We start from the raw sequence: 21,771 nt of genomic DNA on the forward strand, positions 1-21,771 counted from the left end.
GGGCCGGCGCGACGGTGGGCGCCGAGGCGGGCGCGGAGAAGTCCGGGTCATGATCACTGTTGTCGGTACGGGGACGGGCGCCCCGCTCGGCCCCGACGCCCGTGCGGCGCTGGACGCCGCCGGGCTCGTCGTCGGCGGGCGGCGCCACCTGGACGCCGCCGGGCTGCCCGACGGCACGGCCCGCGTGGTGCTGGGGCCGCTCGCGCCCGCGCTAAACGCGGTGGCGGAGCACCTGGCCAAGCGGGCGACGGGCGGCACGGACGCCGGAGTTGTGGTGCTGGCCTCCGGCGATCCCGGATTTTTCGGCATCGTACGGGCGCTGGCGGAGCGGTTCGGTACGGACACCCTGGACGTACGGCCGGGGGCGCCCTCCGTCGCCGTCGCCTTCGCGCGGCTCGGGCTGCCGTGGGACGACGCGGTCGTCGTCAGCGCGCACGGGCGTGAGCTGCGTACGGCCGTGAACGTGTGCCGGGCGCACCCGAAGACGGCCGTCCTGACCGGGCCCGGCGCCGGGCCCGCCGAACTGGGTGCCGCGCTGGCCCGTACCGGCATCGCGCGCACCCTCGTCGTCGCGTCGGCGCTCGGCGATCCGGACGGGGGCGAGAGCGTCGAGTGCCTGTCCCCCGGTGAGGCGGCGGCGCGCGACTGGCCGGCGGCGGTCAGCGTCGTCGTATGCCTCGACGAGTCGCGGGCGCTCGCGCCGGCGCAGCGGACGGTCGCCGGGCGGGGCACCGGCCCGGACCAATGGGCGCTGCCGGAGGCCGCGTTCGAGCACCGCGACTCGATGATCACGAAGTTCGAGGTACGGGCGCTGGCGCTCGCCCGGCTCGGCCCGCGCCCGGGCGACCTGGTGTGGGACATCGGGGCGGGGTCGGGGTCCATGGCTGTGGAGTGCGCGCGGCTGGGGGCGGCGGCGATCGCGGTGGAGAAGACCTGCGACGGCGTGGAGCGGATCCGTGCGAACGCCGCCGCGCACGGGGTCGACGTACAGACCGTGCACGGCGCCGCGCCGACGGTGCTGTCCCAACTGCCCGAGCCGGACGCGGTGTTCGTCGGCGGCGGCGGGCGTGAACTTCCCGCCATCGTTGCGGCGTGCGCGCGAAGTGCCCGGCGCACGGTCGTGGTGGCGCTGGCGGCGCTGGACCGGGTGCCGGCGGTACGGGCGGCCCTGGCGTCCGCCGGGTTCGAACCCGAGGGCGTACTGCTGCAGTCGTCGCGGCTCGCGCCGCTGCCCGGGGACGTGACCCGGCTCGCCGCCGCCAACCCAGTCTTCCTGCTGTGGGGACATCGCCCCGCGGATCCGGCAATTGAAGGAGCAGTTCAGTGATCGGCCTCATCTCCGCCACGGCGGCAGGCGCCGTGGCCCGCGACCGGCTGGCCGCGGCCTGGCCCGGACGTACACGGGTGTACGACGGCCCGGTACGGGAGGCGGTCGGGCGCGCCTTCACCGAGTGCGACCAGTTGGTGTGCTTCCTCGCGACGGGCGCGGTGGTACGGCTGGTCGCCCCGCTCCTCGGGGACAAGGCGGCCGATCCGGGTGTCGTGTGCGTCGACGAGGCGCGGCGCCACGCGGTGTCGCTGATCGGCGGCCACGGCGGCGGCGCGAACGCGCTGGCGTTCGCGGTGTCGGACGTCCTGGGCTGCGCCCCGGTGATCACGACAGCCACGGACGCCACGGACGTCCCCGGCCTGGACACCCTGGGCTGGCCGGTCGAAGGCGCGACGGCGGCCGTGACGCGGGCGATCCTGGACGGCGCCCCGGTCACGCTGGAGGCGGACGCGGTGTGGCCGCTGCCGCCGCTGCCGGGGAATGTCACCCCGGCGGGTACGACGGGTGGCGCGACGCCGGGCGCTGCGCGGAACTCGGACGACACGCAGGCGTCCCCGGCGGGCGACGGCCGGACGTCAGGTCCGGGCGACGGCCGGACGCCGGTTGCGGGCGACAGCCGCACACCGTGCGCGGACGCGAGCCCGACTCCGCTGCCGCGCGGCAGCGGGACGCCGGGCGTGGACGATGCGCGGGCGGCCTCCGCGGGTGCGGTCGACAGGCCGGGATCGGGCGTGCGTCACGGCCAGGTACCCGGTGCGGACGACGCGCGGGCCTCCACCGACGGCGACGGCCGTCCGGGAAGCGCCGGCCGAGCAGGGCAGGTCGGCAGTGACGCGGTGCCCGCCGTCAGCCTGGCGGAGGCGGCCGCCGTTGCCGCTGTGCCCGTGGGCGGGCTGCCCGGAGCCATGGCTGCCACCGTCGCGGCCGGTGTCGTCGCCGAGGCGTCTGTTGCCGGGGCGGCCCGGGCGCGGGAGCACGTTGTGCCCGCCGTGGTGCGCGTCAGCGACCGGGTGTTCGACCTCGGGGAGCGGGAGGTCGTGCTGCGGCCGCCGTCGCTCGTGGTCGGGGTGGGGGCGAGCAAGGGCGCTTCCGTGGAGGAGGTCTTCGGGCTCGTCGAGGAGACGCTGGCGGATGCCGGGCTCTCGGCGCGTTCCGTCGCCGCGCTCGCGACCGTCGACGCCAAGGCCGACGAGGCCGGGATCGTGGAGGCCGCCGCTCGGCTGGGGGTGCCTCTGCGGACGTACGCCGCCGAGGAGCTGGCCCGTATCGACGTACCCAATCCGTCGGGGGCTCCTCTCGCCGCCGTCGGGACGCCCTCCGTCGCGGAGGCCGCCGCGCTGGTCGGCGGGGGTGAACTCCTCGTGCCGAAGCGCAAGTCCGTCCCCGCAACGGGGCGTGCGGCGATGGCCACCTGTGCCGTCGTCCGCAAGGAACCGCGTGGGCGGCTCGCCGTGGTCGGGCTCGGGCCCGGTGCGCGGGATCTGCTGACGCCTCGGGCCAGGGAAGAGATCCGGCGTGCGTCGGTGCTCGTCGGGCTTGACCAGTACGTCGACCAGATCCGGGACCTGCTGCGGCCGGGGACGCGCGTCCTGGAGTCGGGGCTCGGCGCCGAGGAGGAGCGGGCCCGTACCGCCGTCGCCGAGGCCCGCGCCGGGCACGCCGTCGCGCTGATCGGGTCGGGCGACGCGGGCGTGTACGCCATGGCGTCGCCCGCCCTCGCGGAGGCGAGCGACGACATCGACGTCGTCGGCGTACCGGGGGTGACCGCGGCCCTCGCCGCCGCCGCGATCCTGGGGGCGCCGCTCGGCCACGACCACGTCTCGATCAGCCTCTCCGACCTGCACACGCCGTGGGAGGTCATCGAGCGGCGGGTACGGGCGGCCGCGGAGGCCGACATCGTCGTCACGTTCTACAACCCCCGTAGCCGGGGCCGCGACTGGCAGCTCCCCAAGGCGCTGTCGATCCTCGCGGAGCACCGGGAGCCGACGACGCCCGTCGGTGTCGTACGCAACGCCTCCCGGCCGGACGGAACAAGCCGTCTCACCACGATCGCCGCACTCGATCCGGCGACCGTCGACATGATGACCGTCGTGGTCGTCGGCAACACCGCCGCCCGCGAGATCGCGGGCCGCATGGTGACGCCGCGCGGCTACCGCTGGCAGACGGAGGGTTCGTAATGCAGAGGGTTGTGCACCCCATCGAGCAGGAGTCCTTCCGGCGCCTGCGCTCCCGCCTCGACACGTCGCACTTTCCGCCGCTGACGCGGGCCGTCGTGGAGCGGGTCATCCACTCCGCGGCGGATCTGGAGTACGCCACCGACCTGGTCTGCGACGAGCGCACGCTCGAAGCCGCGCACACCGCGCTGCACGCCGGCGCGCCGGTCGTCGTCGACGTGGAGATGGTCGCGGCGGGCATCACCCGGCGCGAGACCGTGTGCCGGCTGAAGGAAGCGAAGGCCGGCCCGGAACTCACCCGCAGCGCGCACGCGATCAGGCTGGCGTACGAGCAGGTGGGGCCCGGCGCCCTGTGGGTGATCGGGTGCGCCCCCACCGCGCTGGAGGAGCTGCTGCTCCTGGACGCCGAACCCGCGCTCGTCATCGGCCTGCCCGTCGGCTTCGTCGGGGCGGCCGAGTCCAAGGCGGCGCTGCGCGAGAGCGGGCTGCCGGCCGTCAGCAACGTCTCGGAGAAGGGCGGTTCGGCTGTCGCGGCGGCCGCACTGAACGCCCTGCTCTACACCCCTGTCACCACCCCCACCCCCCTCACCAAGGAGAACGCGTGACCACCGCGCCCCCCGCCCTGCTGATCGCCGGCCACGGCACCCGCGACGAAGCCGGAGCCGGAGCCTTCCGCGACTTCGTCGAGGAACTCGGCCGGCGTCACCCCGAACTGCCCGTCGCCGGCGGCTTCATCGAGCTGTCCCCGCCGCCGCTCGGCGACGCGGTCTCCGGTCTCGTCGAGCGGGGGGTCACGCGCTTCGCGGCCGTTCCCCTGATGCTGGTCTCCGCCGGTCACGCCAAGGGCGACATACCGGCCGCGCTCACCCGTGAGAAGGAGCGTCACCCCGGCATCTCGTACACCTACGGCCGTCCGCTCGGCCCGCACCCGGGTCTGCTGGCGGTGCTGGAGCGGCGGGTCGACGAGGTGCTCGGTGACCTGGACCGGTCCGAGGTGACCGTGCTGCTCGTGGGCCGGGGCTCGACCGACCCGGATGCCAACGCCGAGGTGTACAAGGCGGCACGACTGTTCTGGGAGGGACGTGGGTATGCGGGTGTGGAAACCGCATTCGTGTCGCTCGCCGCGCCCGACGTGCCGAGCGGACTCGACCGCTGCACGAAGCTCGGGGCGAAGCACATCGTCGTCCTGCCGTACTTCCTCTTCACCGGGATCCTGCCGGACCGGGTGCGGAAGCAGACGCAGGACTGGGCCGGCGCGAACCCCGCGACCGGGGTGGCCTCGGCCGATGTGATCGGCCCCACCGAGGAGTTGATGGACCTCGTGATGGAGCGCTACCGGGAAGCCGTCAAGGGCGACCTGCGCATGAACTGCGACTCCTGCGTCTACCGCATCGCGCTGCCCGGCTTCGAGGACAAGGTGGGGGCGCCGCAGCAGCCGCACTTCCACCCCGACGACGACGGGCACCACCACCATCACCACCACCCGGACAGCCATGCCCACGCCCACTGACGCCGCTCACGATCTGCGGCACCACGGAGACGCCGAGGTACGCGAGGGCGATCTCACCGATCTCGCGGTCAATGTACGGGCGGACACTCCCCCGGCCTGGCTCAAGGCCCGCATCGCCGCGTCCCTGGACACCCTCGCGGCCTACCCGGACGGGCGGGCCGCGCGCGCGGCGGTCGCGGAGCGGCACGGGCTGCCGGTGGAGCGGGTCCTGCTGACGGCAGGCGCGGCCGAGGCGTTCGTGCTGATCGCGCGCGCGCTCGCGGTGCGGCGGCCCGTCGTCGTACACCCGCAGTTCACGGAGCCGGAAGCGGCGCTGCGTGACGCGGGCCACGAGGTCGGCCGCGTACTGCTGCGGGAGGAGGACGGCTTCCGGCTCGCGCCGGGGGACGTCCCCGAGGACGCGGACCTGGTGGTCATCGGCAACCCGACCAACCCGACGTCCGTGCTGCACCCGGCGCAGAGCATCGCCCGGCTGGCTCGTCCCGGACGGACGCTGGTGGTCGACGAGGCGTTCATGGACGCGGTGCCGGGCGAGCCGGAGGCGCTGGCGGGGCGTACGGACATACCCGGCCTGGTGGTGCTGCGGAGTCTGACCAAGACGTGGGGTCTCGCCGGGCTGCGCATCGGGTACGTCCTCGCCGGGCCGCAGACGGTCGCGGCGCTGGAGCGGGCGCAGCCGCTGTGGCCGGTGTCGACGCCGGCGCTGACCGCCGCCCGGGCGTGCGTCGCGCCGCAGGCGCTCGCGGAGGCGACGCGGGCCGCGCACCAGGTGGCCGCCGACCGGGCTCATCTGCTGGCCGGTCTCGCGGAGTTCGAGGAGGTACGGGCAGTGGAGGCCGCCGAGGGTCCTTTCGTCCTCGTACGGATGGAACGCGCCGACGAGGTACGGGTACGCCTGCGGCACCTGGGCTTCGCGGTGCGGCGCGGGGACACCTTCCCGGGCCTCGGGCCGCAGTGGCTCCGCCTGGCCGTACGGGACCGTGCCACGACGGGCCGCTTCCTCCAGGCGCTGGACCAGGCGCTGACGCTGGTCGGGCGCTGAGGCCGGGCCCGCGACGGCGGGGGCACGGGGGGCGGTTGAAAACCCTGTGGAGGTGCGCGGCGCCGACGGTGATGATGACGGCATGAGTGAGCGCGCGTTACCTCTAGAGGCCCTGATCGTTGTGGACGTTCAGTCCGCCTTCGTCTCCGGTGACGGGGCGGTACCCGAGGCGGCCCGGCTCGTGGACCGGACGACGGACCTGATCGCACGGGCGCGAAGGAGCGGGGCGCTCGTCGTCCACCTCCAGAACGACGGGCCGGCCGGAGCGGACGACGAGCCCCATACGCCCGGCTGGCAACTCCACCACCCCGTCGAGCCCGGCTCCACCGAGGTGGTGATCCGCAAGAGCGAGGACGACGGCTTCGACGGGACGTCGCTGGGAAGCCTGCTGACCGACTCGGGGGTACGGGCGCTCGCCATCTGCGGCGTGATGTCCGAGATGTGCGTCCAGGCCACGGCCCGTACCGCCCTGGCGATGGGGTACCGGGTCGTCCTGCCGCACGACGCCCACGCGACGCAGGACATCCCCGCGGCACCCGGAATCAGCGATCGGGTGCCGGCCGCCACGGTCTCACGGGTCGCCGAATGGGCTCTCGGCAGCGACGCCGAGATCATCGCGCACGCCGCGGACGTCACGTTCACGGCCGTGCCCTCGGGGTCTCACTGAGACGCCCGGGCGCGCAGCCGAACCGCCGAGCGGGGCCCGGCCGCGCTTCGGCGGGGGCTTGTCCGTACCCTCGCCCCCTTGGCGTCAGGCCCTGTTACGGGATCGGCGGCTCCTCGCCACCGCCAGTGCGGCGGCTCCCGACGCCAGCAGCAGCGCCGCTCCGCCCGCGAGGTACGGGGTGGTCGCATTGCCGCCCGTCTCCGCCAGGTTCGCCTCCGGCGCCGTCACCGTCTGGGGCTTCACATCGGGTGCTGCCGGTGCCGAAGGGTCCTGCGGCTGCTGGTTCGGCTCGTCCTTCACCGGCGGCGCCTTCGGCGACTCGCAGGTGGCGCCGGCGAGCGTGACCGTGCCGTCGACCTCGGCGACGTTCAGTTTGAGCGGGTTCACCGACACCTTGAGCTCAAGGGCCGTGGCAGCCGCCGTACGGGACGTGGTGTGCGTCTGCGACAGGTCGAGCGTCACCACGCCCACCCCCGGCACATCGACCCGCGTCGGTCCGCCCGCCGTCAGGGTCACCTTCTTCCCGAGCACGGTCACCGCACCGAGCACGTTCGACTCGGCCACCGGCTGCTTGCCCGCCTCGCACAGCGCCTTCGACGTGACCTTCTCGACCTCGATGAGCGAGAGCAGCGGGAGCCCCGGCACATGCACAGTGGCGTGCGCGAGGTTGACGTACCCCTCGGCCTTGTGCGCGTCGGCCGTCGCCTTCGCCGTGGCCACGTCGGCGCGCAGGACGCTGACCGGGTTGCCCTGCTCCACGCCGTCCAACTGGACCGTGAGTGCGGTCTTTTCGGCGCTCCCCGGAGCGTTCACTTCGTTGAGCGTGGTCGTGAGCGGCACATTGACGGTCTTGTTGAGCAGCGAGATGTCGAGCCCGGTGCGCAGGACGACGGCGCTCGCCCTGCCCTCGCCGCCACCCCCGGTGGCGTGCGCCGCCGGAGCGGCGACGAGCAGAGCGGCGGCGGGGCCCGCGGTCAGGGCGAAGGCAGCCATGGCGGCCGCGGGCCGGCGTGCGGACATGCTGAAGAAGGTGCTGTTCAAAGCGGTGGAACCCCCACAAGTGACACGGCGCCGCCCGGCGCACTCCACGGGACACGTGGGCGCCGGGACGGCTGAGACACAGGAATACTTACGCACTTGGAGTGAACGGTCAGCCACCTGAGGTGACTTCACTCCTTCGTGGGGTTTCCGAGCCCGCATTCGAATTTCGCGGGGCCCTCGCGCACGCCCGTTCCCCTCAGCCGGACACGATCCGGCCGTTCAGGATGATCCACCGCGGTGCCGCGAGCACGCGCACGTCCGCGCGCGGGTCCTCGTCGTACACCACCAGGTCGGCAGGCGCGCCCTCCTCCAGCAGCGGGCGCCCGAGCCACCGCCGCGCGCCCCATGCCGTGGCCGAGAGGGCGTCGATCGCGGGAATGCCCGCCTTCACCAGCTCCGCGACCTCGTCCGCCACCAGCCCGTGGGCCAGCGAACCGCCCGCATCTGTACCGACGAAGACCGGGACGCCCGCGTCGTACGCCGCGCGGACCGTGTCGTAACGGCGCGCGTGCAGGGCCCGCATGTGCGCCGACCAGCGGGGGAACTTCGCCTCGCCGCCGTCCGCGAGGTGCGGGAACGTCGCGATGTTGACCAGGGTGGGGACGATCGCGACACCTCGCTCGGCGAAGAGCGGGATGGTGTCCTCGGTCAGGCCCGTGGCGTGCTCGATGCAGTCGATGCCCGCTTCGACGAGGTCGCGCAGCGACTCCTCCGCGAAGCAGTGCGCGGTGACCCGGGCGCCCAGCCGGTGCGCCTGCGCGATGGCCGCCTCCACCTCGCCGCGCGGCCAGCACGCGCCCAGGTCCCCGGTCTCCCGGTCGAGCCAGTCGCCGACGAGCTTGACCCAGCCGTCGCCGCGCCGCGCCTCGCGGGCGACGTACGCGACCAGGTCGCCCGGCTCGATCTCGTGGGCGTAGTTACGGATGTAGCGGCGGGTACGGGCGATGTGCCGCCCCGCCCTGATGATCTTGGGCAGGTCGTCCCGGTCGTCGATCCACCGGGTGTCGGACGGCGACCCGGCGTCGCGGATCAGCAGCGTGCCCGCCTCCCGGTCGGTGAGCGCCTGCTTCTCGCTGGTGGCCTCGTCGACGGGGCCGTGCCGGTCGAGTCCGACATGGCAGTGCGCGTCGACCAGTCCGGGCAGCGCCCAGCCGTGGACGACCGGCACATCGCGTACGCCCACGGGCCGTTCGTACGTGATCCTGCCGTCCACCGCCCACAGCTCGTCCCGTACGTCGTCGGGCCCGGCGAGCACCCGCCCCTTCACCCGCAGCACCATGCGATCGCTCATGTACAGCACTCTACGAGGGGGCGGTTACGCTCGGCCGGGAGAGATCGAACATCCGAAGATCGAAGAGAGCTCCGCCGTGACACACCCGCTTCTGGACCTGGCCCCGCTGACCGCCGCGCACTTCGCGGCCATCGAACGCCGGGTCGCCGCCCTCCTCTCCACCGAGCAGGACGTGGTCATCATGCAGGGTGAGGCGCTGCTTCCCCTCGAAGGCTGCATCCGCGGCGGCGCCCGTCCGGGATCGGCCGCGCTGAACGTGGTGACCGGGCCGTACGGGCAGACCTTCGGCAACTGGCTGCGCGACTGCGGCGCGGCCGTCTTCGATCTCGCCGTCCCGTTCCACACGGCGGTGACCGCCGAGCAGATCGGGCAGGCGCTCGACGAGCACCCGGAGATCGACTTCGTCTCGCTGGTGCACGCGGAGGCCGCGACCGGAAACACCAACCCGGTGGCGGAGATCGGCGAGGTCGTACGGGCCCACGGCGCCCTCTTCATGCTCGACGCGGTCGCTTCGGTGGGCGCCGAGCCGCTGCTGCCGGACGCGTGGGGCGTGGACCTGTGCGTGATCGGGGCGCAGAAGGCGATGGGCGGGCCGGCCGGGGTCTCCGCGGTGTCGGTGAGCGAGCGGGCCTGGGAGCGGTTCGCCGCGAACCCCGCCGCCCCGCGCCGCTCGTACCTCTCCCTCCTGGACTGGAAGGAGCGGTGGATCGACGGCGGGCGCAGGGCGCTGCTGCACGCGCCCGCGCAGCTCGAGATGCTGGCGCTGGAGGCGTGTCTGGAGCGTATCGAGGCGGAGGGGCTCGGCGCCGTGGAGGCCAGGCACCTGGCCGCCGCCTCGGCCACCCGCGCGGGCGCGATCGCGCTGGGCGGGGGCCTGGAGCCGTACGTCCAGGCGGCGCGGGACGCCGCGCCGGTCGCCACGACGCTGCGCACCCCCGCCGGGGTGGACGCGTCGCAGGTCGTCGCGAAGGCGCTCGCCGCCGACCCGTCGCTGCCGCTGATCGCGGGCGGCGGGGCGCTGTCCAAAGAGATGATCCGGGTCAATCACTACGGTGTCGATGCCACACGGGGTGTGGTCCAGTCGTCGCTGGCCGCACTGGGCGCGGCACTGAGCGAATCGGGTCTGCGGGTCGACTCCGAGGCTGCCCGAAAGGCTGTGGCGGAAACCTGGCCCAGCGCATAAGTTCTTTGAATTCAGTGAATTAACGGATAACGGGAAGCTGCTTTATCAGTGCAGCTTCCCGTTTTCTTCTGCCCCGTATCTCCGACCGTAAACGCCAAGGTTTCAACAGGAACTCGACCCGGTTTCAACCATGTGACCGACTCCACATCGAAGGCGATTTGCCCGGTTATTTCCGGCCAAATCGCCCGGATTTGCAGTCTGCTCGCGTGAAGGGCGGTCTCGCGCGATAACACAGAACGCGTCCTCACCCAACCCCTTCCGACGATGCACTTTTTGAATTTGCTCGGTAAATTCCATCCGCATGACCGCCGCACCAGCAGACCTTGCACGTGCCCGAAGCGAATTCCTGCAGATCGAAGCTCCGCGAGTGGAGGACGGAGCCGCGATCTGGCGCATTGCCCGCGACTCCAAGGCCCTGGACCTCAACTCCTCGTACAGCTATCTGCTGTGGTGCCGCGACTTCGCGGCGACGTCCGTCGTGGCCAGGGACAGTCCCGGCGGTGAGCCGATCGCGTTCATCACGGGCTACATACGCCCCGAGCGCCCCGACACCCTCGTCGTCTGGCAGGTCGCCGTCGACCACGACCACCGCGGCCAGGGGCTGGCCGGCACGCTCCTGGAGGCGCTGAGCGAGAGGGTCGCCGCCCGTCAGGGGGTGAAGGCGATCGAGACGACCGTGACCCCGGACAACACCGCCTCCAACCGGCTGTTCACCTCGTACGCCGAGCGGCGCGGAGCGTCCGTCGAGCGTGAAGTGCTCTTCGACGGCGGGCTGTTCCCCGAGGGCACCCACCTGCCCGAGGTGCTGTACCGCATCGGCCCGATCGCTTCCTGAGCAGCCCTCCCCCCTTCCCCCCATACTTCCCCCCTCTCTCCCAGGAGACCGCCGTGACCATCACCCCTCCCGCCCTGAGCGTCTTCGAGACCCTGGAATCCGAGGTACGCAGCTACTGCCGCGGCTGGCCGGCCGTGTTCGACCGCGCGCAGGGCAGCCACCTCCACGACGAGGACGGCCATACGTACCTCGACTTCTTCGCCGGCGCCGGGTCACTCAACTACGGCCACAACAACCCGGTGCTGAAACGGGCGCTCATCGACTACATCGAGCGCGACGGCATCACCCACGGCCTGGACATGGCGACGACCGCCAAGCGCGCCTTCCTGGAGACGTTCGAGAACGTGATCCTGCGGCCGCGCGATCTGCCGTACAAGGTGATGTTCCCGGGCCCGACGGGCACCAACGCCGTCGAGGCCGCGCTGAAGCTGGCCCGCAAGGTCAAGGGCCGCGAGTCGGTCGTCTCCTTCACCAACGCCTTCCACGGCATGTCGCTCGGCTCGCTCGCCGTCACCGGCAACGCGTTCAAGCGGGCCGGCGCCGGCATACCGCTGGTGCACGGCACGCCGATGCCGTTCGACAACTACTTCGACGGCACGGTCGAGGACTTCCTGTGGTTCGAGCGGCTGCTCGAGGACCAGGGCTCCGGCCTCAACAAGCCCGCCGCGGTGATCGTCGAGACGGTGCAGGGCGAGGGCGGCATCAATGTGGCCCGCGCCGAGTGGCTGCGCGCGCTCCAGGACCTGTGCCACCGCCAGGACATGCTGCTGATCGTCGACGACATCCAGATGGGCTGCGGCCGTACCGGCGGCTTCTTCTCCTTCGAAGAGGCCGGCATCACGCCCGACATCGTCACCCTGTCGAAGTCCATCAGCGGCTACGGCATGCCGATGTCGCTCTGCCTCTTCAAGCCCGAGCTCGACGTGTGGGAGCCGGGCGAGCACAACGGCACCTTCCGCGGCAACAACCCGGCCTTCGTCACCGCCACCGCCACGCTCAACACCTACTGGGCCGACGGCCAGATGGAGAAGCAGACGCTGGCCCGCGGCGAGCAGGTCGAGCGGGCGCTGCTGGCCATCGCCGACGAGAACGCCGGGGCGGGCGTGAGCTTCCGGGGCCGCGGCCTGGTGTGGGGCCTGGAGTTCGCCGACAAGGAGCGCGCCACGGCGGTCTGCCGCCGCGCCTTCGAACTCGGCATGCTGCTGGAGACCTCGGGTCCGCAGAGCGAGGTCGTGAAGCTGCTGCCGGCGCTCACCATCTCCCCCGACGAACTGGACGAGGGGCTGCGCATCCTGGCCCGCTCGGTCCGCGAGACCGCCTGACCGTTTTCATCGCGGCAACGAAGTAACGAAGTACCACAGAAGGGCGCAACTCACCGTGATAGTCCGATCGTTCAAGGACATTGAAGGCACCGACCGCCATGTGAAGGCCGCCTCCGGGACCTGGGAGAGCAAGCGCATCGTGCTCGCCAAGGAGAAGGTCGGCTTCTCGCTCCACGAGACCGTGCTGTACGCGGGTACGGAGACGTCGATGTGGTACGCGAACCACATCGAGGCCGTCCTGTGCACGGAGGGCGAGGCCGAGCTCACCAACGACGAGACCGGCGAGACCCACTGGATCTCGCCGGGCACGATGTACCTGCTGGACGGCCACGAGCGTCACACCATGCGCCCGAAGACCGACTTCCGCTGCATATGCGTCTTCAACCCTCCCGTCACCGGACGGGAGGACCACGACGAGAACGGTGTCTACCCGCTGCTGACCGAGGAGGTCTGAACCATGACCGACGTACTGACCGCACGCACCGAGACCACACGCGCCGACCTCTACCGGACGCGCGGCGCCGCCGAGGTGATCACCCCCCGCCAGGACCCGGTCGTCTGGTCGGCGCCCGGCGCGCCGGGTCCCATCGAGCCCGCCGACCTCATGGGTTTCGAGCGGGACGGTTTTCTCGCCATCGACCAGCTCATCACCCCGGAAGAGGTGTCGGTCTACCGGGCGGAGCTGGACCGGCTGGTCAGGGATCCGGGGGTGCGGGCGGACGAACGCTCGATCATCGAGCCGAAGTCCCAGTCTGTACGGTCGGTCTTCGAGGTGCACCGCATCAGTGAGGTCTTCGCGCGGCTCGTACGGGATCCGAGGGTCGTCGGCAGGGCCCGCCAGATCCTCGGCTCGGACGTGTACGTCCACCAGTCGCGGATCAACGTCAAGCCGGGCTTCGGGGCTTCGGGCTTCTACTGGCACTCGGACTTCGAGACGTGGCACGCCGAGGACGGTCTGCCGAACATGCGGACCGTGTCCGTCTCGATCGCGCTGACCGAGAACTACGCCACCAACGGCGGCCTGATGATCATGCCGGGGTCGCACAAGGAGTTTGTGGGCTGCGCGGGCGAGACGCCCAAGGACAACTACAAGCGCTCGCTCCAGATGCAGGACGCCGGCATCCCGTCGGACGAGGTGCTGACGCGCATGGCGGACCGGCACGGCATCAGGCTCTTCACGGGCAAGGCCGGTTCGGCGACCTGGTTCGACTGCAACGCGATGCACGGTTCGGGCGACAACATCACGCCGTACGCGCGCAGCAATGTCTTCATCGTCTTCAACAGCGTGGAGAACACGGCGGTCGAGCCGTTCGCGGCCCCCGTACGGCGGCCGGAGTTCATTGGCGCGAGGGATTTCACGCCGGTGCGGTGAGGTGAGGCCGGGGCCGTGGGCGGTCACGGCGAGGCGGGCGGGACCGGTTCGGTGGAACCGGTCCCGCCCGCCTCTCGCGTTCCCCGCGCTCAGGCGGCGAGCGCCGGGTAGTCGGTGTAGCCCCTGTGGTCGCCGCCGAAGAAGGAGGCCGGGTCCGGGGTGTTGTACGGGCCTTCGGTCCGCAGCCGGGCCGGCAGGTCGGGGTTGGCGAGGAAGAGCGCTCCGAAGGCGACGAGGTCGGCTACGCCCTCGTCGACGAGAGCAAGCGAACCGTGGTCCGTGGGGCCCTCGGTCGCCGGGTTGAGGATGAAGGCGCCGGGGAACTTCGCGCGCAGCTCCAGAGTCAGCTCGCGCAGCCGGGGGGCGGCCTCGACGACGTGCAGGTACGCGATGCCGAGCGGGGCCACGGCCTCGACGAGCGCCGGGTAGACGAGGTCGGTGTCGGTCTCGGCGATGTCGTTGTACGGGTTGGCGGGCGAGATCCGCAGGCCGGTCCGGCCGGCGCCGATGGCCTCGGCGACCGCCTTGGTGACCTCGGCGGCGAAGCGGACACGGTTCTCGGCGGAGCCGCCCCACTCGTCGGTGCGCAGGTTGGTGTTGGTGGAGAGGAACTGGTGGATCAGGTAGCCGTTGGCTCCGTGCAGCTCGACCCCGTCGAAGCCGGCGTCGATGGCGTTGCGGGCGGCCGTCACGTACTCCGAGATGGTCTCGCGGACCTCGGCGCCGGTCAGCTCGCGCGGGGTGACGAAGTCCTTCATGCCCTCGGCCGTGTAGAGCTGCCCGGCGGCGGGAACGGCGGACGGGGCGACCGGGACCAGTCCGTCGGGCAGGAGCACGGGGTGTCCGATGCGGCCGGAGTGCATGATCTGGGCGTAGATCTTGCCACCGGCGGCGTGCACGGCGTCGGTGACCTCGCGCCAGCCCTCGGTCTGCTCCGCGCTGTGCAGGCCGGGAGTGAACGGGTAGCCCTGGCCGACGACGGAGGGCTGGACGCCTTCGGTGACGATCAGGCCGGCGGAGGCACGCTGGGCGTAGTACTCGACCATCAGATCGGTGGGTACGCCGCCCTCGCCGGCGCGGCTGCGGGTCATCGGAGCCATCACGACGCGGCTGGCCAGCGGGGTGCCCGAAAGGTCGAACGTATCGAATGCGGTGGTCATGGCAGAAGCCTCCGAAAGAGATATGTGGTCGGCCAAGTAATCCGGCGAGAGCCACTGTAGCGCATTACTTGGCCGACCAAGGTAAAGTTGTTTCGGACAGTTCCGACAAGGAGTTCCCATGAAAGCCGAGCCCGCCTGTCCCGAGCCTCCGAGCGCCGCGAGCGGCGGCCCGGTGAGCCACGCCATCTCCCGGGCGGCCCGGCTCCACCGCATCGCGGCGGGCAGACTCCTGCGCGACCTCGGCCTCTATCCCGGCCAGGAATTCGTGATGATGCACCTGTGGGACGCGGGCCCGGTGCGCCAGTCGGAGCTGATCAAGGCGGTGGGGCTCGACCCGTCGACGGTGACGAAGATGCTCCAGCGCCTGGAGCAGGCGGGCCACGTACGCCGCTGCCCCGACCCGGCCGACCGGCGGGCCGCGCTCGTCGAGGCGACCGGTGCCAGTTGCGGCCTGAAGACGCAGGTGGAGCAGGCGTGGCGGCAACTGGAGGAAACCACGCTGGCCGGTCTCGACGAGCACGAGCGCGAGGAACTGCTGAGGCTGCTGGGCCGCGTGGAGGGCAACCTCTGCCCGCAGGCCCGCGAGGAGCACGAGGAGGCGGCGGACGCGGCGGACGCGGCATGCGTCGCCGAGGTTTAGGCACCCGGCCATTGCGCCCGTCACCGCCGGTCGGGCTTGTCCTGTTGGAGCCCGACCGGCGGCGACAGCGTCGCTCAGCCCGCGAGCACGTCCAGCACCCGGTCCACATCGGCGCCGGTGTTGTACAGGTGGAACGACGCCCGCAGGTTGCCCGCGCGGACCGAGACGACGATGTCCGCCGAGGTCAGCGCGTCGAGCCGGTGCGCGAGGCCCGGCGTCGAGACGACGACAGAGTCGGCGGGCACCGGAGTGTGGCCGAGGGATGCGAGCCCTTCGCGGTAGCGCGCGGCGAGCGCGAGGTTGTGGTCCCGCACGTTCTCGACGCCGATCTCCTCCAGGAGCGCGAGGGACTGCTCGGCGCCGACGTACGACAGGAACGGCGGCGGCTCGTCGAACCGGCGCGCCCCGCGCGCGAGTTCGCGGACGGGACCATACGTGCTGCCCCAGATGTCCTCACCCGCGAGCCACCCCGCGTGGATCGGCGTGAGGGACTCCTGCGCCTCTTCCGTGACGGTGAGGAACGACGTGCCGCGCGGCGCCATCAGGTACTTGTAGCCCCCGGTGACGGTGTAGTCGAAGCTCCCGGCGTCGAACGGCAACCAGCCCGCCGCCTGGGTCGCGTCGACGAGCGTACGGGCGCCGTGGGCGGCGGCAGCGGCCCGTACCGCCGACAGGTCGGCCGCCCGCCCGTCGGCGGACTGCACCGCCGAGCAGGCCACCAGCGCGGTCTCGGGGCGCACGGAGTCGGCCAGCTCCTCCAGCGGCACGTACCGCATCTTGAGGTCCCCGCGGACCGCGAAGGGGTTGATCACCGAGGCGAAGTCCCCCTCGGCGCACAGGACTTCGGCTCCGGCAGGCAGCGAGGCCGCGATCAGGCCGACATGGACGGACACCGCGGTGCCCACGGCGACCCGGTCCTCGGGGACGCCGGCGATCCGTGCGAAGGAGGCGCGGGCGGCGGACACGGGGGCGAAGGCGTCGCCGGCGTCCTGGCCCGTGGCGCTCTGCTCGGCCGCGGCCTTGACGGCCGCGACGGTGCGACGGGGCGGCAAGCCGACGGTGGACGTGTTGAGGTACGTCGTCTCCGGCGCGAACTCCGCGGCCACTGCGTCAGTGAGAGTAAGGGGCTTCATGCCCCTACTCTGCTATGCCGCCAACTCCCCGTCCATTGTGTTCTTTTGCCGAATGTCTCCAAGGCATGCTTATGAAGCGGCGGTCGTGGTGAGGCGGCTGAAGGCCGACCGGTAGGCGCTGGGAGTCAGGCCGACCTTGCGCAGCAGGTGCTGGCGCAGCGAGTCGGCCGTACCGAGTCCGCTGGAACGGGCCACCCGGTCCATGGGAAGCGTGGTGGTTTCGAGCAGTTCACGGGCGCGCTCGACGCGCTGGTGCAGCAGCCACTGGAGGGGGCTGATCCCGGTCTCGGCGTGGAAGCGGCGCGAGAGGGTGCGTACGGAGACTCCCGCGTGGCGGGCGAGGTCGGTGAGCGTGAGCGGCTCGTCGAGGTGCCGCATCGCCCACGCGCGCGTGCAGGCGAAGGAGGCGCCGCGTTCGGGCGGCAGCGGGGTGTCGGTGAACTGGGTCTGACCACCGGGGCGTACGGGCGCGACGAGGGCGAGGCGGGCCACCGCATTGGCGACGGCGGCGCCGTAGTCGGTGCGGATGATGTGCAGGCACAGGTCGATGCCGGCGGCGTAGCCGGACGAGGTCATGAACGGGCCGTCCTGGACGTAGAGGACTTCGTCCTGAAGGTCGACGGCCGGGTAACGGTCACCGAGTTCGCGGGTGTACGTCCAGTACGTCGTCGCGGCCCTGCCGTCGAGCAGCCCCGCCTCGGCGAGGACGAACGCCCCCGTGCAGATGGAGGCGATGCGCTTGCCGTCGGCGGCGGCGCGGCGCACGGCGGCCAGGATCCGCGGATCGGGCTCCTCCAGCGATCCGGTGCCGGCGACGATGACGATGTCGGCGTCGTCGACGGCGTCGAGTCCGCGCGGTACGTACAGGTCGAGGCCGCCGGTGGTGGTGACGGGGCCGGGGTCCGGGGTGCAGGCGGTCACCTCGTAACCGGGAACGCCGTCGACCTCCGCCTTCGGGAAGAGCATCTCGGGGATGGCCACGTTGAACATCGAGACGACGGGCGGGGCGACGATCACGGCGACGCGTTGCACCGGCTTCATGGCCAGATCCTCCGGAGGTATGGCATTCGGGCCACTACTCTAGCGCCGCCCCGGCCGACAGGCTTGGCGCATGGATACGAACAACCGCGCCCGGACACCGCGGGTGGAAGGCCAGTTGGCCCTCGCCCCGCGCCCCGCCCCTTCTTCCGCCCCTTCTTCCTCCCCTTCCTCCGCCTCCTCCCCCGCGCTCGTCCTCACCGCGTCGCTGCTCGGCTTCGCGCTGATCACGCTGGACACGTCGGTGGTGAACGTGGCGCTCCCCTCCATCGGCGCGGAGCTGGGCGGCGGCATGTCCGGTCTCCAGTGGGTCGTGGACGCCTACACCCTGGCTTTCGCGGCGCTGCTGCTGTCCACCGGCGCGTTCTCGGACCGGGTGGGCGCGGCCAGGGCGTACACGATCGGCATCGCGGTGTTCACCGCCGCCTCGGTTGCGTGCGGGCTCGCCCCGAACCTGGGGCTCCTGACCGGGGCGCGGATGGTGCAGGGTGTCGCGGCCGCCGTGATCCTGCCGACGACGCTCGCTCTCGTACGGCAGGCGTACGCCGATCCCGCGCAGCGCTCGCGGGCGGTGTCACTGTGGGCGGTGGGCGGCACCGTGGCGGCGGCGCTGGGTCCGGTCGCGGGCGGGGCGCTGACCACGGCCTGGGACTGGCGCGGCATCTTCTTCATCAATCTGCCGCTGGGGCTGGTGGCCCTGGCACTGGCGACCCGGTTGCCGCGCTCGGTGCGGCGGCCCGCGCCGCTGGATCTGCCGGGGCAGCTGACCGCCGTGCTGGCGCTGGCGGCGCTGGCCTTCGCGGTGATCGAGGGCGGGACGGCCGGGCTGGTGGCGCTGGGGGTCGCGGTGGTGGCGGGAGCGGTCTTCCTGGCCGTCGAGGTGCGGCAGCCGCATCCGGTGGTGCCGCTGGGGCTGCTGCGTAACCCGGTCGTCGCGGTGGCGGTGGCCGCCGGGTCGGCGTGCAGCGTGGCCTTCTACGGGATGATCTTTGTCTTCAGCCTGTACTTCCAGCAGGTCCACCACCTGTCGGCGCTGAGCGCAGGACTGACGTTCCTGCCCCTGACCGGGCTGATCCCCGTGGTGAACATGGCCTCGGGGAGGCTGGCGAACCGTTACGGTCCGCGCCGCCCGATGCTCATCGGCCAGAGCGTCGCCGTCGCGGGCCTGCTCCTCCTCCTGCTGGTCGGTCCGGGCACTCCCCTGCCGGTGATGGCCGTGCTGCTGATCCCGATGGGGCTCGGCATCGGCCTGGCCCTGCCGCCGCTGACCGCAGCCATGATGGAAGCGGTACCGGCCGAGCGGGCGGGCCTCGCGGCCGGCGTGCTCAACGCCGCGCGTCAGGTCGCGGGCGGGCTCGGTGTCGCGGGGTTCGGCGCGCTGGTGGTGGGGGACTTCGCGGGCGGCCTGCGTACGTCGCTGCTGATCAGCGCGGGGCTGCTGGCGGCGACGGCGCTGGCGACGCTCACCCGGCTCGCCCCACTGCGGCCTGCCGCCCGGTATTGACGGACGCCGGGGGGTTGGGGTTTGCCCCCTGGGCACTTCGGCCCCTCCGGCGTTTGAAGGAGCGGGGTCCGGGGCAGCGCCCCGGACCCCGCTCCTTCAACAACCCCCGCCCTACTCCTGCCGGTTGTCCACCCGGCGCGGCAGCCCCTGCGGGTTGTCGTCCCGGAGCTCCGGCGGCAGCAGGGCCTGCGGCGTCGACTGGTACGTGACCGGGCGCAGCCACCGCTCGACGGCCGTCGTCCCCACCGACGTGGACGTCGAAGTCGTCGCCGGGTACGGGCCGCCGTGGTGCTGGGCGGGGGCGACCGCCACCCCCGTCGGCCACCCGTTGACCAGCACGCGCCCCGCGAGCGGCGTGAGTTCGGCCAGCAGCTCGGACCCGGTGCCTCCGTCCCCCTCCAGCTCCTGCGTGGAGAGGTGGAGGGTCGCGGTGAGGTTCCCCGGCAGCCGGGAGAGCACCGCGCCGATCTCCGCCGCGTCCTCGTAGCGCGCGACCACCGTGACCGGCCCGAAGCACTCCTCCAGGAGCAGGTCGTGCGCCCCTTCAGTGGCCAGCAGCCGCGCCGGTACGGTCAGGAAGCCCGCGCTCACGGTGTGCTCGCCGCCCGCGCCCGGGGTCACCGGGGCTTCGGTGTCCGGCAGCGCGGCCCGTTCCCGTACACCGGCGACGAACGCGTCCCGCATCCGGTGGTCCAGCATGACGCCCGGGTCGGTGTCGCTGACGGCCGCCGTGAGGGACTTCAGCAGGCGGTCGCCGTCCGCGCCGGCCGGGGCCAGGACGAAGCCGGGCTTCGTGCAGAACTGCCCCGCGCCCAGCGTCATGGAGCCCGCGAGCCCGGCCCCGATCTGCTCGGCCCGCTCCTGTGCCGCCGCCTCCGTGACCACGACCGGGTTGAGGGAGCCGAGTTCGCCGTGGAAGGGGATGGGGGCGGGCCGGGCCGCCGCGGCGTCGAAGAGCGCACGGCCGCCGCGTACGGAACCGGTGAAGCCCGCGGCCGCGACCAGCGGGTGCCGTACCAGCTCGATGCCCGCGTCGAAACCGTGGACCACGCTCACCACGTCTTCCGGCAGGCCCACTTGGGCCGCCGCCCTGCGCAGTACGGACGCACAGAGCTCCGATGTCGCCGGGTGGTCGGGGTGCGCCTTGACGACGACCGGGCAGCCGGCGGCTAGCGCGCTGGCCGTGTCACCGCCGGGCACCGAGAAGGCGAGCGGGAAGTTGCTGGCGGCGTAGACGGCGACGACGCCCAGCGGGACCTTGTAGCGGCGCAGGTCGGGCCAGGGCGGGGTTTTCGTACCGTCCTCGTGGTCGATCCTGATGTCCAGGAAGGCGCCCTCGTCGACGGCGTCCGCGAACGCCCTGAGCTGAGCCGTGGTGCGCGCGAGTTCGCCGGTCAGCCGCGTCGGGCCGAGCGCGGTCTCCGCGTCGGCCGCCTCGACGATGTGCTGCGCCGCCTCGTCGAGGAGCCCGGCGGCGGTACGGAGCAGGGCGGCCCGCACCGTACGGTCGGCGAGCGCGGAGCGAACGGCGTGCGCCGCCCGTACCGCGCGGTCGACCTCCTCCGCGGTGGCCTCCACCGCGACCTGCTCGCGCGGCTTCCCCGTTCGGGGGTCGACACTCCAGACTGGTACTGCCTCCACCGTGGCGTCCTTCCGGCTGTTCGATATTCTGAACAGAGTTCCTGATACTGAATATGCTGGGACTCTATTAACGGACGTTCTGAGCGGTCAAGAGTGACCAAGAAGGGGCGAGACTCAATGTCAACTGCCGATACGGGCGGTGCGCAGGTCAAATCGGCGGTGCGGACGGTGGAGTTGCTCGAATTCTTCGCCGGCCGCCCCGGCATGCACTCCCTCGCCGCGGTCCAGGAGGCCGTCGGATATCCGAAGTCCAGTCTCTACATGCTGCTGCGCACGCTCGTCGAGCTCGGCTGGGTGGAGACGGACGCGACGGGCACGCGGTACGGCATCGGCGTACGGGCCCTCCTCGTCGGTACGTCGTACATCGACGGCGACGAGGTCGTGGCCTCGGCTCGGCCCACCCTCGACCGGCTCTCCGACGACACGACGGAGACGATCCACCTGGCCCGCCTCGACGGTACGAACGTCGTGTACCTCGCGACCCGCCAGTCCCAGCACTATCTGCGTCCCTTCACCCGCGTCGGCCGCCGGCTGCCCGCGCACTCGACGTCCCTCGGCAAGGCGCTGCTCGCGACGCACACCGACGAGCAGGTGCGCAAGCTCCTGCCGGAGACCCTGCCGGCGCTGACCGAGCACACCATCACCGACCGCGAGAAGCTCATCGAGGAACTGCACGTCGTCCGCGAGCAGGGCTACGCCGTGGACCGCGAGGAGAACACACTGGGCCTGCGCTGCTTCGGTGTCGCGATCCCCTACCGGACCCCCGCCCGTGACGCCATCAGCTGCTCGGTGCCGGTCGCCCGGCTCACTCCGGCGCACGAACAGATGGTCAAGGACGCCCTGTTCGACGCGCGGGACCGGCTGACGCTCGCCACCCGGCGGCTCTGA

The 21,771-nt window shown here is 72.2% G+C and carries 20 protein-coding genes; 14 read left to right on the forward strand and 6 right to left on the reverse strand.

What is annotated here, in order from left to right; genetic code table 11:
• Window positions 1-49 precede the first annotated feature (49 nt).
• The 6 genes from G412_RS0123900 to G412_RS0123925 all read left to right on the forward strand — a co-directional run bounded on the left by G412_RS0123900 (window position 50) and on the right by G412_RS0123925 (window position 6,723).
• On the forward strand, window positions 50-1,327 hold the full coding sequence (locus G412_RS0123900; protein WP_028814299.1) for a bifunctional cobalt-precorrin-7 (C(5))-methyltransferase/cobalt-precorrin-6B (C(15))-methyltransferase: 1,278 nt from the start codon (window positions 50-52) through the stop codon (window positions 1,325-1,327).
• On the forward strand, window positions 1,324-3,507 hold the full coding sequence (cobJ, locus tag G412_RS38430) for a precorrin-3B C(17)-methyltransferase (RefSeq protein WP_078607303.1): 2,184 nt from the start codon (window positions 1,324-1,326) through the stop codon (window positions 3,505-3,507). The genes G412_RS0123900 and cobJ overlap by 4 nt, the downstream gene beginning before the upstream one ends.
• Window positions 3,507-4,109 carry a precorrin-8X methylmutase gene (locus tag G412_RS0123910; protein ID WP_028814300.1) on the forward strand — a complete coding sequence of 201 codons (603 nt, stop codon included), beginning with the start codon at window positions 3,507-3,509 and terminating at the stop codon, window positions 4,107-4,109. The genes cobJ and G412_RS0123910 overlap by 1 nt, the downstream gene beginning before the upstream one ends.
• Window positions 4,106-5,014, forward strand: a complete 909-nt coding sequence (locus G412_RS0123915) for a sirohydrochlorin chelatase (protein ID WP_028814301.1) — start codon at window positions 4,106-4,108, stop codon at window positions 5,012-5,014. The genes G412_RS0123910 and G412_RS0123915 overlap by 4 nt, the downstream gene beginning before the upstream one ends.
• Window positions 4,998-6,056, forward strand: coding sequence for an Rv2231c family histidinol phosphate aminotransferase CobC (cobC, locus tag G412_RS0123920; protein WP_028814302.1), 1,059 nt, complete (start codon window positions 4,998-5,000; stop codon window positions 6,054-6,056). Before G412_RS0123915 ends, cobC begins: the two co-directional genes overlap by 17 nt.
• 82 nt (window positions 6,057-6,138) lie before the next feature.
• Complete coding sequence (locus G412_RS0123925) at window positions 6,139-6,723, forward strand: isochorismatase family protein (RefSeq protein WP_028814303.1); 585 nt, start codon at window positions 6,139-6,141, stop codon at window positions 6,721-6,723.
• An 84-nt stretch (window positions 6,724-6,807) separates the two neighbouring features.
• Here the strand turns inward: G412_RS0123925 and G412_RS0123930 are convergent, their stop codons facing one another.
• Both G412_RS0123930 and G412_RS0123935 read right to left on the reverse strand, forming a co-directional pair.
• Complete coding sequence (locus tag G412_RS0123930; protein WP_244283198.1) at window positions 6,808-7,743, reverse strand: SCO1860 family LAETG-anchored protein; 936 nt, start codon at window positions 7,741-7,743, stop codon at window positions 6,808-6,810.
• Window positions 7,744-7,960: 217 nt separating this feature from the next.
• On the reverse strand, window positions 7,961-9,055 hold the full coding sequence (locus G412_RS0123935) for an amidohydrolase family protein (RefSeq protein ID WP_028814305.1): 1,095 nt from the start codon (window positions 9,053-9,055) through the stop codon (window positions 7,961-7,963).
• 76 nt (window positions 9,056-9,131) lie between these two features.
• On the opposite strand from G412_RS0123935, the gene G412_RS0123940 reads away from it, so the two are divergent.
• The 5 genes from G412_RS0123940 (at window position 9,132) to thpD (ending at window position 13,767) form a co-directional block, all read left to right on the forward strand.
• A complete protein-coding gene (locus G412_RS0123940) occupies window positions 9,132-10,238 on the forward strand; it encodes a pyridoxal-phosphate-dependent aminotransferase family protein (protein WP_028814306.1) in 1,107 nt (368 codons plus the stop codon).
• 301 nt (window positions 10,239-10,539) lie between these two features.
• Entirely contained in the window at window positions 10,540-11,073 is a 534-nt protein-coding gene (gene ectA / locus G412_RS0123945) for a diaminobutyrate acetyltransferase (RefSeq protein WP_078607305.1), read from the forward strand.
• Window positions 11,074-11,126: 53 nt separating this feature from the next.
• A complete protein-coding gene (gene ectB, locus G412_RS0123950; RefSeq protein ID WP_028814308.1) occupies window positions 11,127-12,395 on the forward strand; it encodes a diaminobutyrate--2-oxoglutarate transaminase in 1,269 nt (422 codons plus the stop codon).
• Window positions 12,396-12,450: 55 nt separating this feature from the next.
• Complete coding sequence (locus G412_RS0123955; protein ID WP_028814309.1) at window positions 12,451-12,849, forward strand: ectoine synthase; 399 nt, start codon at window positions 12,451-12,453, stop codon at window positions 12,847-12,849.
• 3 nt (window positions 12,850-12,852) lie between these two features.
• Window positions 12,853-13,767, forward strand: a complete 915-nt coding sequence (gene thpD / locus G412_RS0123960; RefSeq protein WP_051338567.1) for an ectoine hydroxylase — start codon at window positions 12,853-12,855, stop codon at window positions 13,765-13,767.
• A gap of 89 nt (window positions 13,768-13,856) precedes the next feature.
• On the opposite strand, the gene G412_RS0123965 is transcribed toward thpD, so the two are convergent.
• Entirely contained in the window at window positions 13,857-14,927 is a 1,071-nt protein-coding gene (locus G412_RS0123965; protein ID WP_028814311.1) for an alkene reductase, read from the reverse strand.
• Window positions 14,928-15,045: 118 nt separating this feature from the next.
• On the opposite strand from G412_RS0123965, the gene G412_RS35710 reads away from it, so the two are divergent.
• The gene (locus G412_RS35710) at window positions 15,046-15,567 is read left to right on the forward strand and encodes a MarR family winged helix-turn-helix transcriptional regulator (protein WP_037649693.1); all 522 of its coding nucleotides are present in this window, start codon (window positions 15,046-15,048) and stop codon (window positions 15,565-15,567) included.
• 74 nt (window positions 15,568-15,641) lie between these two features.
• Here G412_RS35710 and G412_RS0123975 read toward each other — a convergent pair whose 3' ends face one another.
• Both G412_RS0123975 and G412_RS0123980 read right to left on the reverse strand, forming a co-directional pair.
• Complete coding sequence (locus tag G412_RS0123975) at window positions 15,642-16,700, reverse strand: aminotransferase class V-fold PLP-dependent enzyme (RefSeq protein WP_028814312.1); 1,059 nt, start codon at window positions 16,698-16,700, stop codon at window positions 15,642-15,644.
• A gap of 69 nt (window positions 16,701-16,769) precedes the next feature.
• Window positions 16,770-17,741, reverse strand: a complete 972-nt coding sequence (locus G412_RS0123980) for a GlxA family transcriptional regulator (RefSeq protein ID WP_028814313.1) — start codon at window positions 17,739-17,741, stop codon at window positions 16,770-16,772.
• A gap of 70 nt (window positions 17,742-17,811) precedes the next feature.
• On the opposite strand from G412_RS0123980, the gene G412_RS35715 reads away from it, so the two are divergent.
• Window positions 17,812-19,242 (forward strand): MFS transporter, encoded by a 1,431-nt coding sequence (locus G412_RS35715; RefSeq protein ID WP_078607307.1) that lies wholly within the window; start codon window positions 17,812-17,814, stop codon window positions 19,240-19,242.
• Between the two features lie 111 nt (window positions 19,243-19,353).
• Here G412_RS35715 and G412_RS0123990 read toward each other — a convergent pair whose 3' ends face one another.
• The gene (locus tag G412_RS0123990) at window positions 19,354-20,883 is read right to left on the reverse strand and encodes an aldehyde dehydrogenase (NADP(+)) (RefSeq protein ID WP_028814314.1); all 1,530 of its coding nucleotides are present in this window, start codon (window positions 20,881-20,883) and stop codon (window positions 19,354-19,356) included.
• Window positions 20,884-21,000: 117 nt separating this feature from the next.
• Here G412_RS0123990 and G412_RS0123995 point away from each other — a divergent pair, with 117 nt between their 5' ends.
• Window positions 21,001-21,771, forward strand: coding sequence for an IclR family transcriptional regulator (locus G412_RS0123995; protein ID WP_028814315.1), 771 nt, complete (start codon window positions 21,001-21,003; stop codon window positions 21,769-21,771).

Origin of the sequence: Streptomyces flavidovirens DSM 40150 (assembly GCF_000429085.1) — a bacterium.
Lineage (GTDB): Bacteria > Actinomycetota > Actinomycetes > Streptomycetales > Streptomycetaceae > Streptomyces > Streptomyces flavidovirens.

What these genes read in the sequence shown, in the direction of transcription:
- thpD (WP_051338567.1), top strand. Translation starts at nt 12,853, where the DNA reads ATGACCGACGTACTGACCGCACGCACCGAGACCACACGCGCCGACCTC.
- G412_RS35710 (WP_037649693.1), top strand. Translation starts at nt 15,046, where the DNA reads ATGAAAGCCGAGCCCGCCTGTCCCGAGCCTCCGAGCGCCGCGAGCGGC.
- G412_RS0123930 (WP_244283198.1), bottom strand. Translation starts at nt 7,743, where the DNA reads ATGTCCGCACGCCGGCCCGCGGCCGCCATGGCTGCCTTCGCCCTGACC.
- G412_RS0123910 (WP_028814300.1), top strand. Translation starts at nt 3,507, where the DNA reads ATGCAGAGGGTTGTGCACCCCATCGAGCAGGAGTCCTTCCGGCGCCTG.
- ectA (WP_078607305.1), top strand. Translation starts at nt 10,540, where the DNA reads ATGACCGCCGCACCAGCAGACCTTGCACGTGCCCGAAGCGAATTCCTG.
- G412_RS0123995 (WP_028814315.1), top strand. Translation starts at nt 21,001, where the DNA reads ATGTCAACTGCCGATACGGGCGGTGCGCAGGTCAAATCGGCGGTGCGG.
- G412_RS35715 (WP_078607307.1), top strand. Translation starts at nt 17,812, where the DNA reads ATGGATACGAACAACCGCGCCCGGACACCGCGGGTGGAAGGCCAGTTG.
- G412_RS0123925 (WP_028814303.1), top strand. Translation starts at nt 6,139, where the DNA reads ATGAGTGAGCGCGCGTTACCTCTAGAGGCCCTGATCGTTGTGGACGTT.
- G412_RS0123980 (WP_028814313.1), bottom strand. Translation starts at nt 17,741, where the DNA reads ATGAAGCCGGTGCAACGCGTCGCCGTGATCGTCGCCCCGCCCGTCGTC.
- G412_RS0123975 (WP_028814312.1), bottom strand. Translation starts at nt 16,700, where the DNA reads ATGAAGCCCCTTACTCTCACTGACGCAGTGGCCGCGGAGTTCGCGCCG.
- G412_RS0123900 (WP_028814299.1), top strand. Translation starts at nt 50, where the DNA reads ATGATCACTGTTGTCGGTACGGGGACGGGCGCCCCGCTCGGCCCCGAC.
- cobC (WP_028814302.1), top strand. Translation starts at nt 4,998, where the DNA reads ATGCCCACGCCCACTGACGCCGCTCACGATCTGCGGCACCACGGAGAC.
- G412_RS0123965 (WP_028814311.1), bottom strand. Translation starts at nt 14,927, where the DNA reads ATGACCACCGCATTCGATACGTTCGACCTTTCGGGCACCCCGCTGGCC.
- G412_RS0123935 (WP_028814305.1), bottom strand. Translation starts at nt 9,055, where the DNA reads ATGAGCGATCGCATGGTGCTGCGGGTGAAGGGGCGGGTGCTCGCCGGG.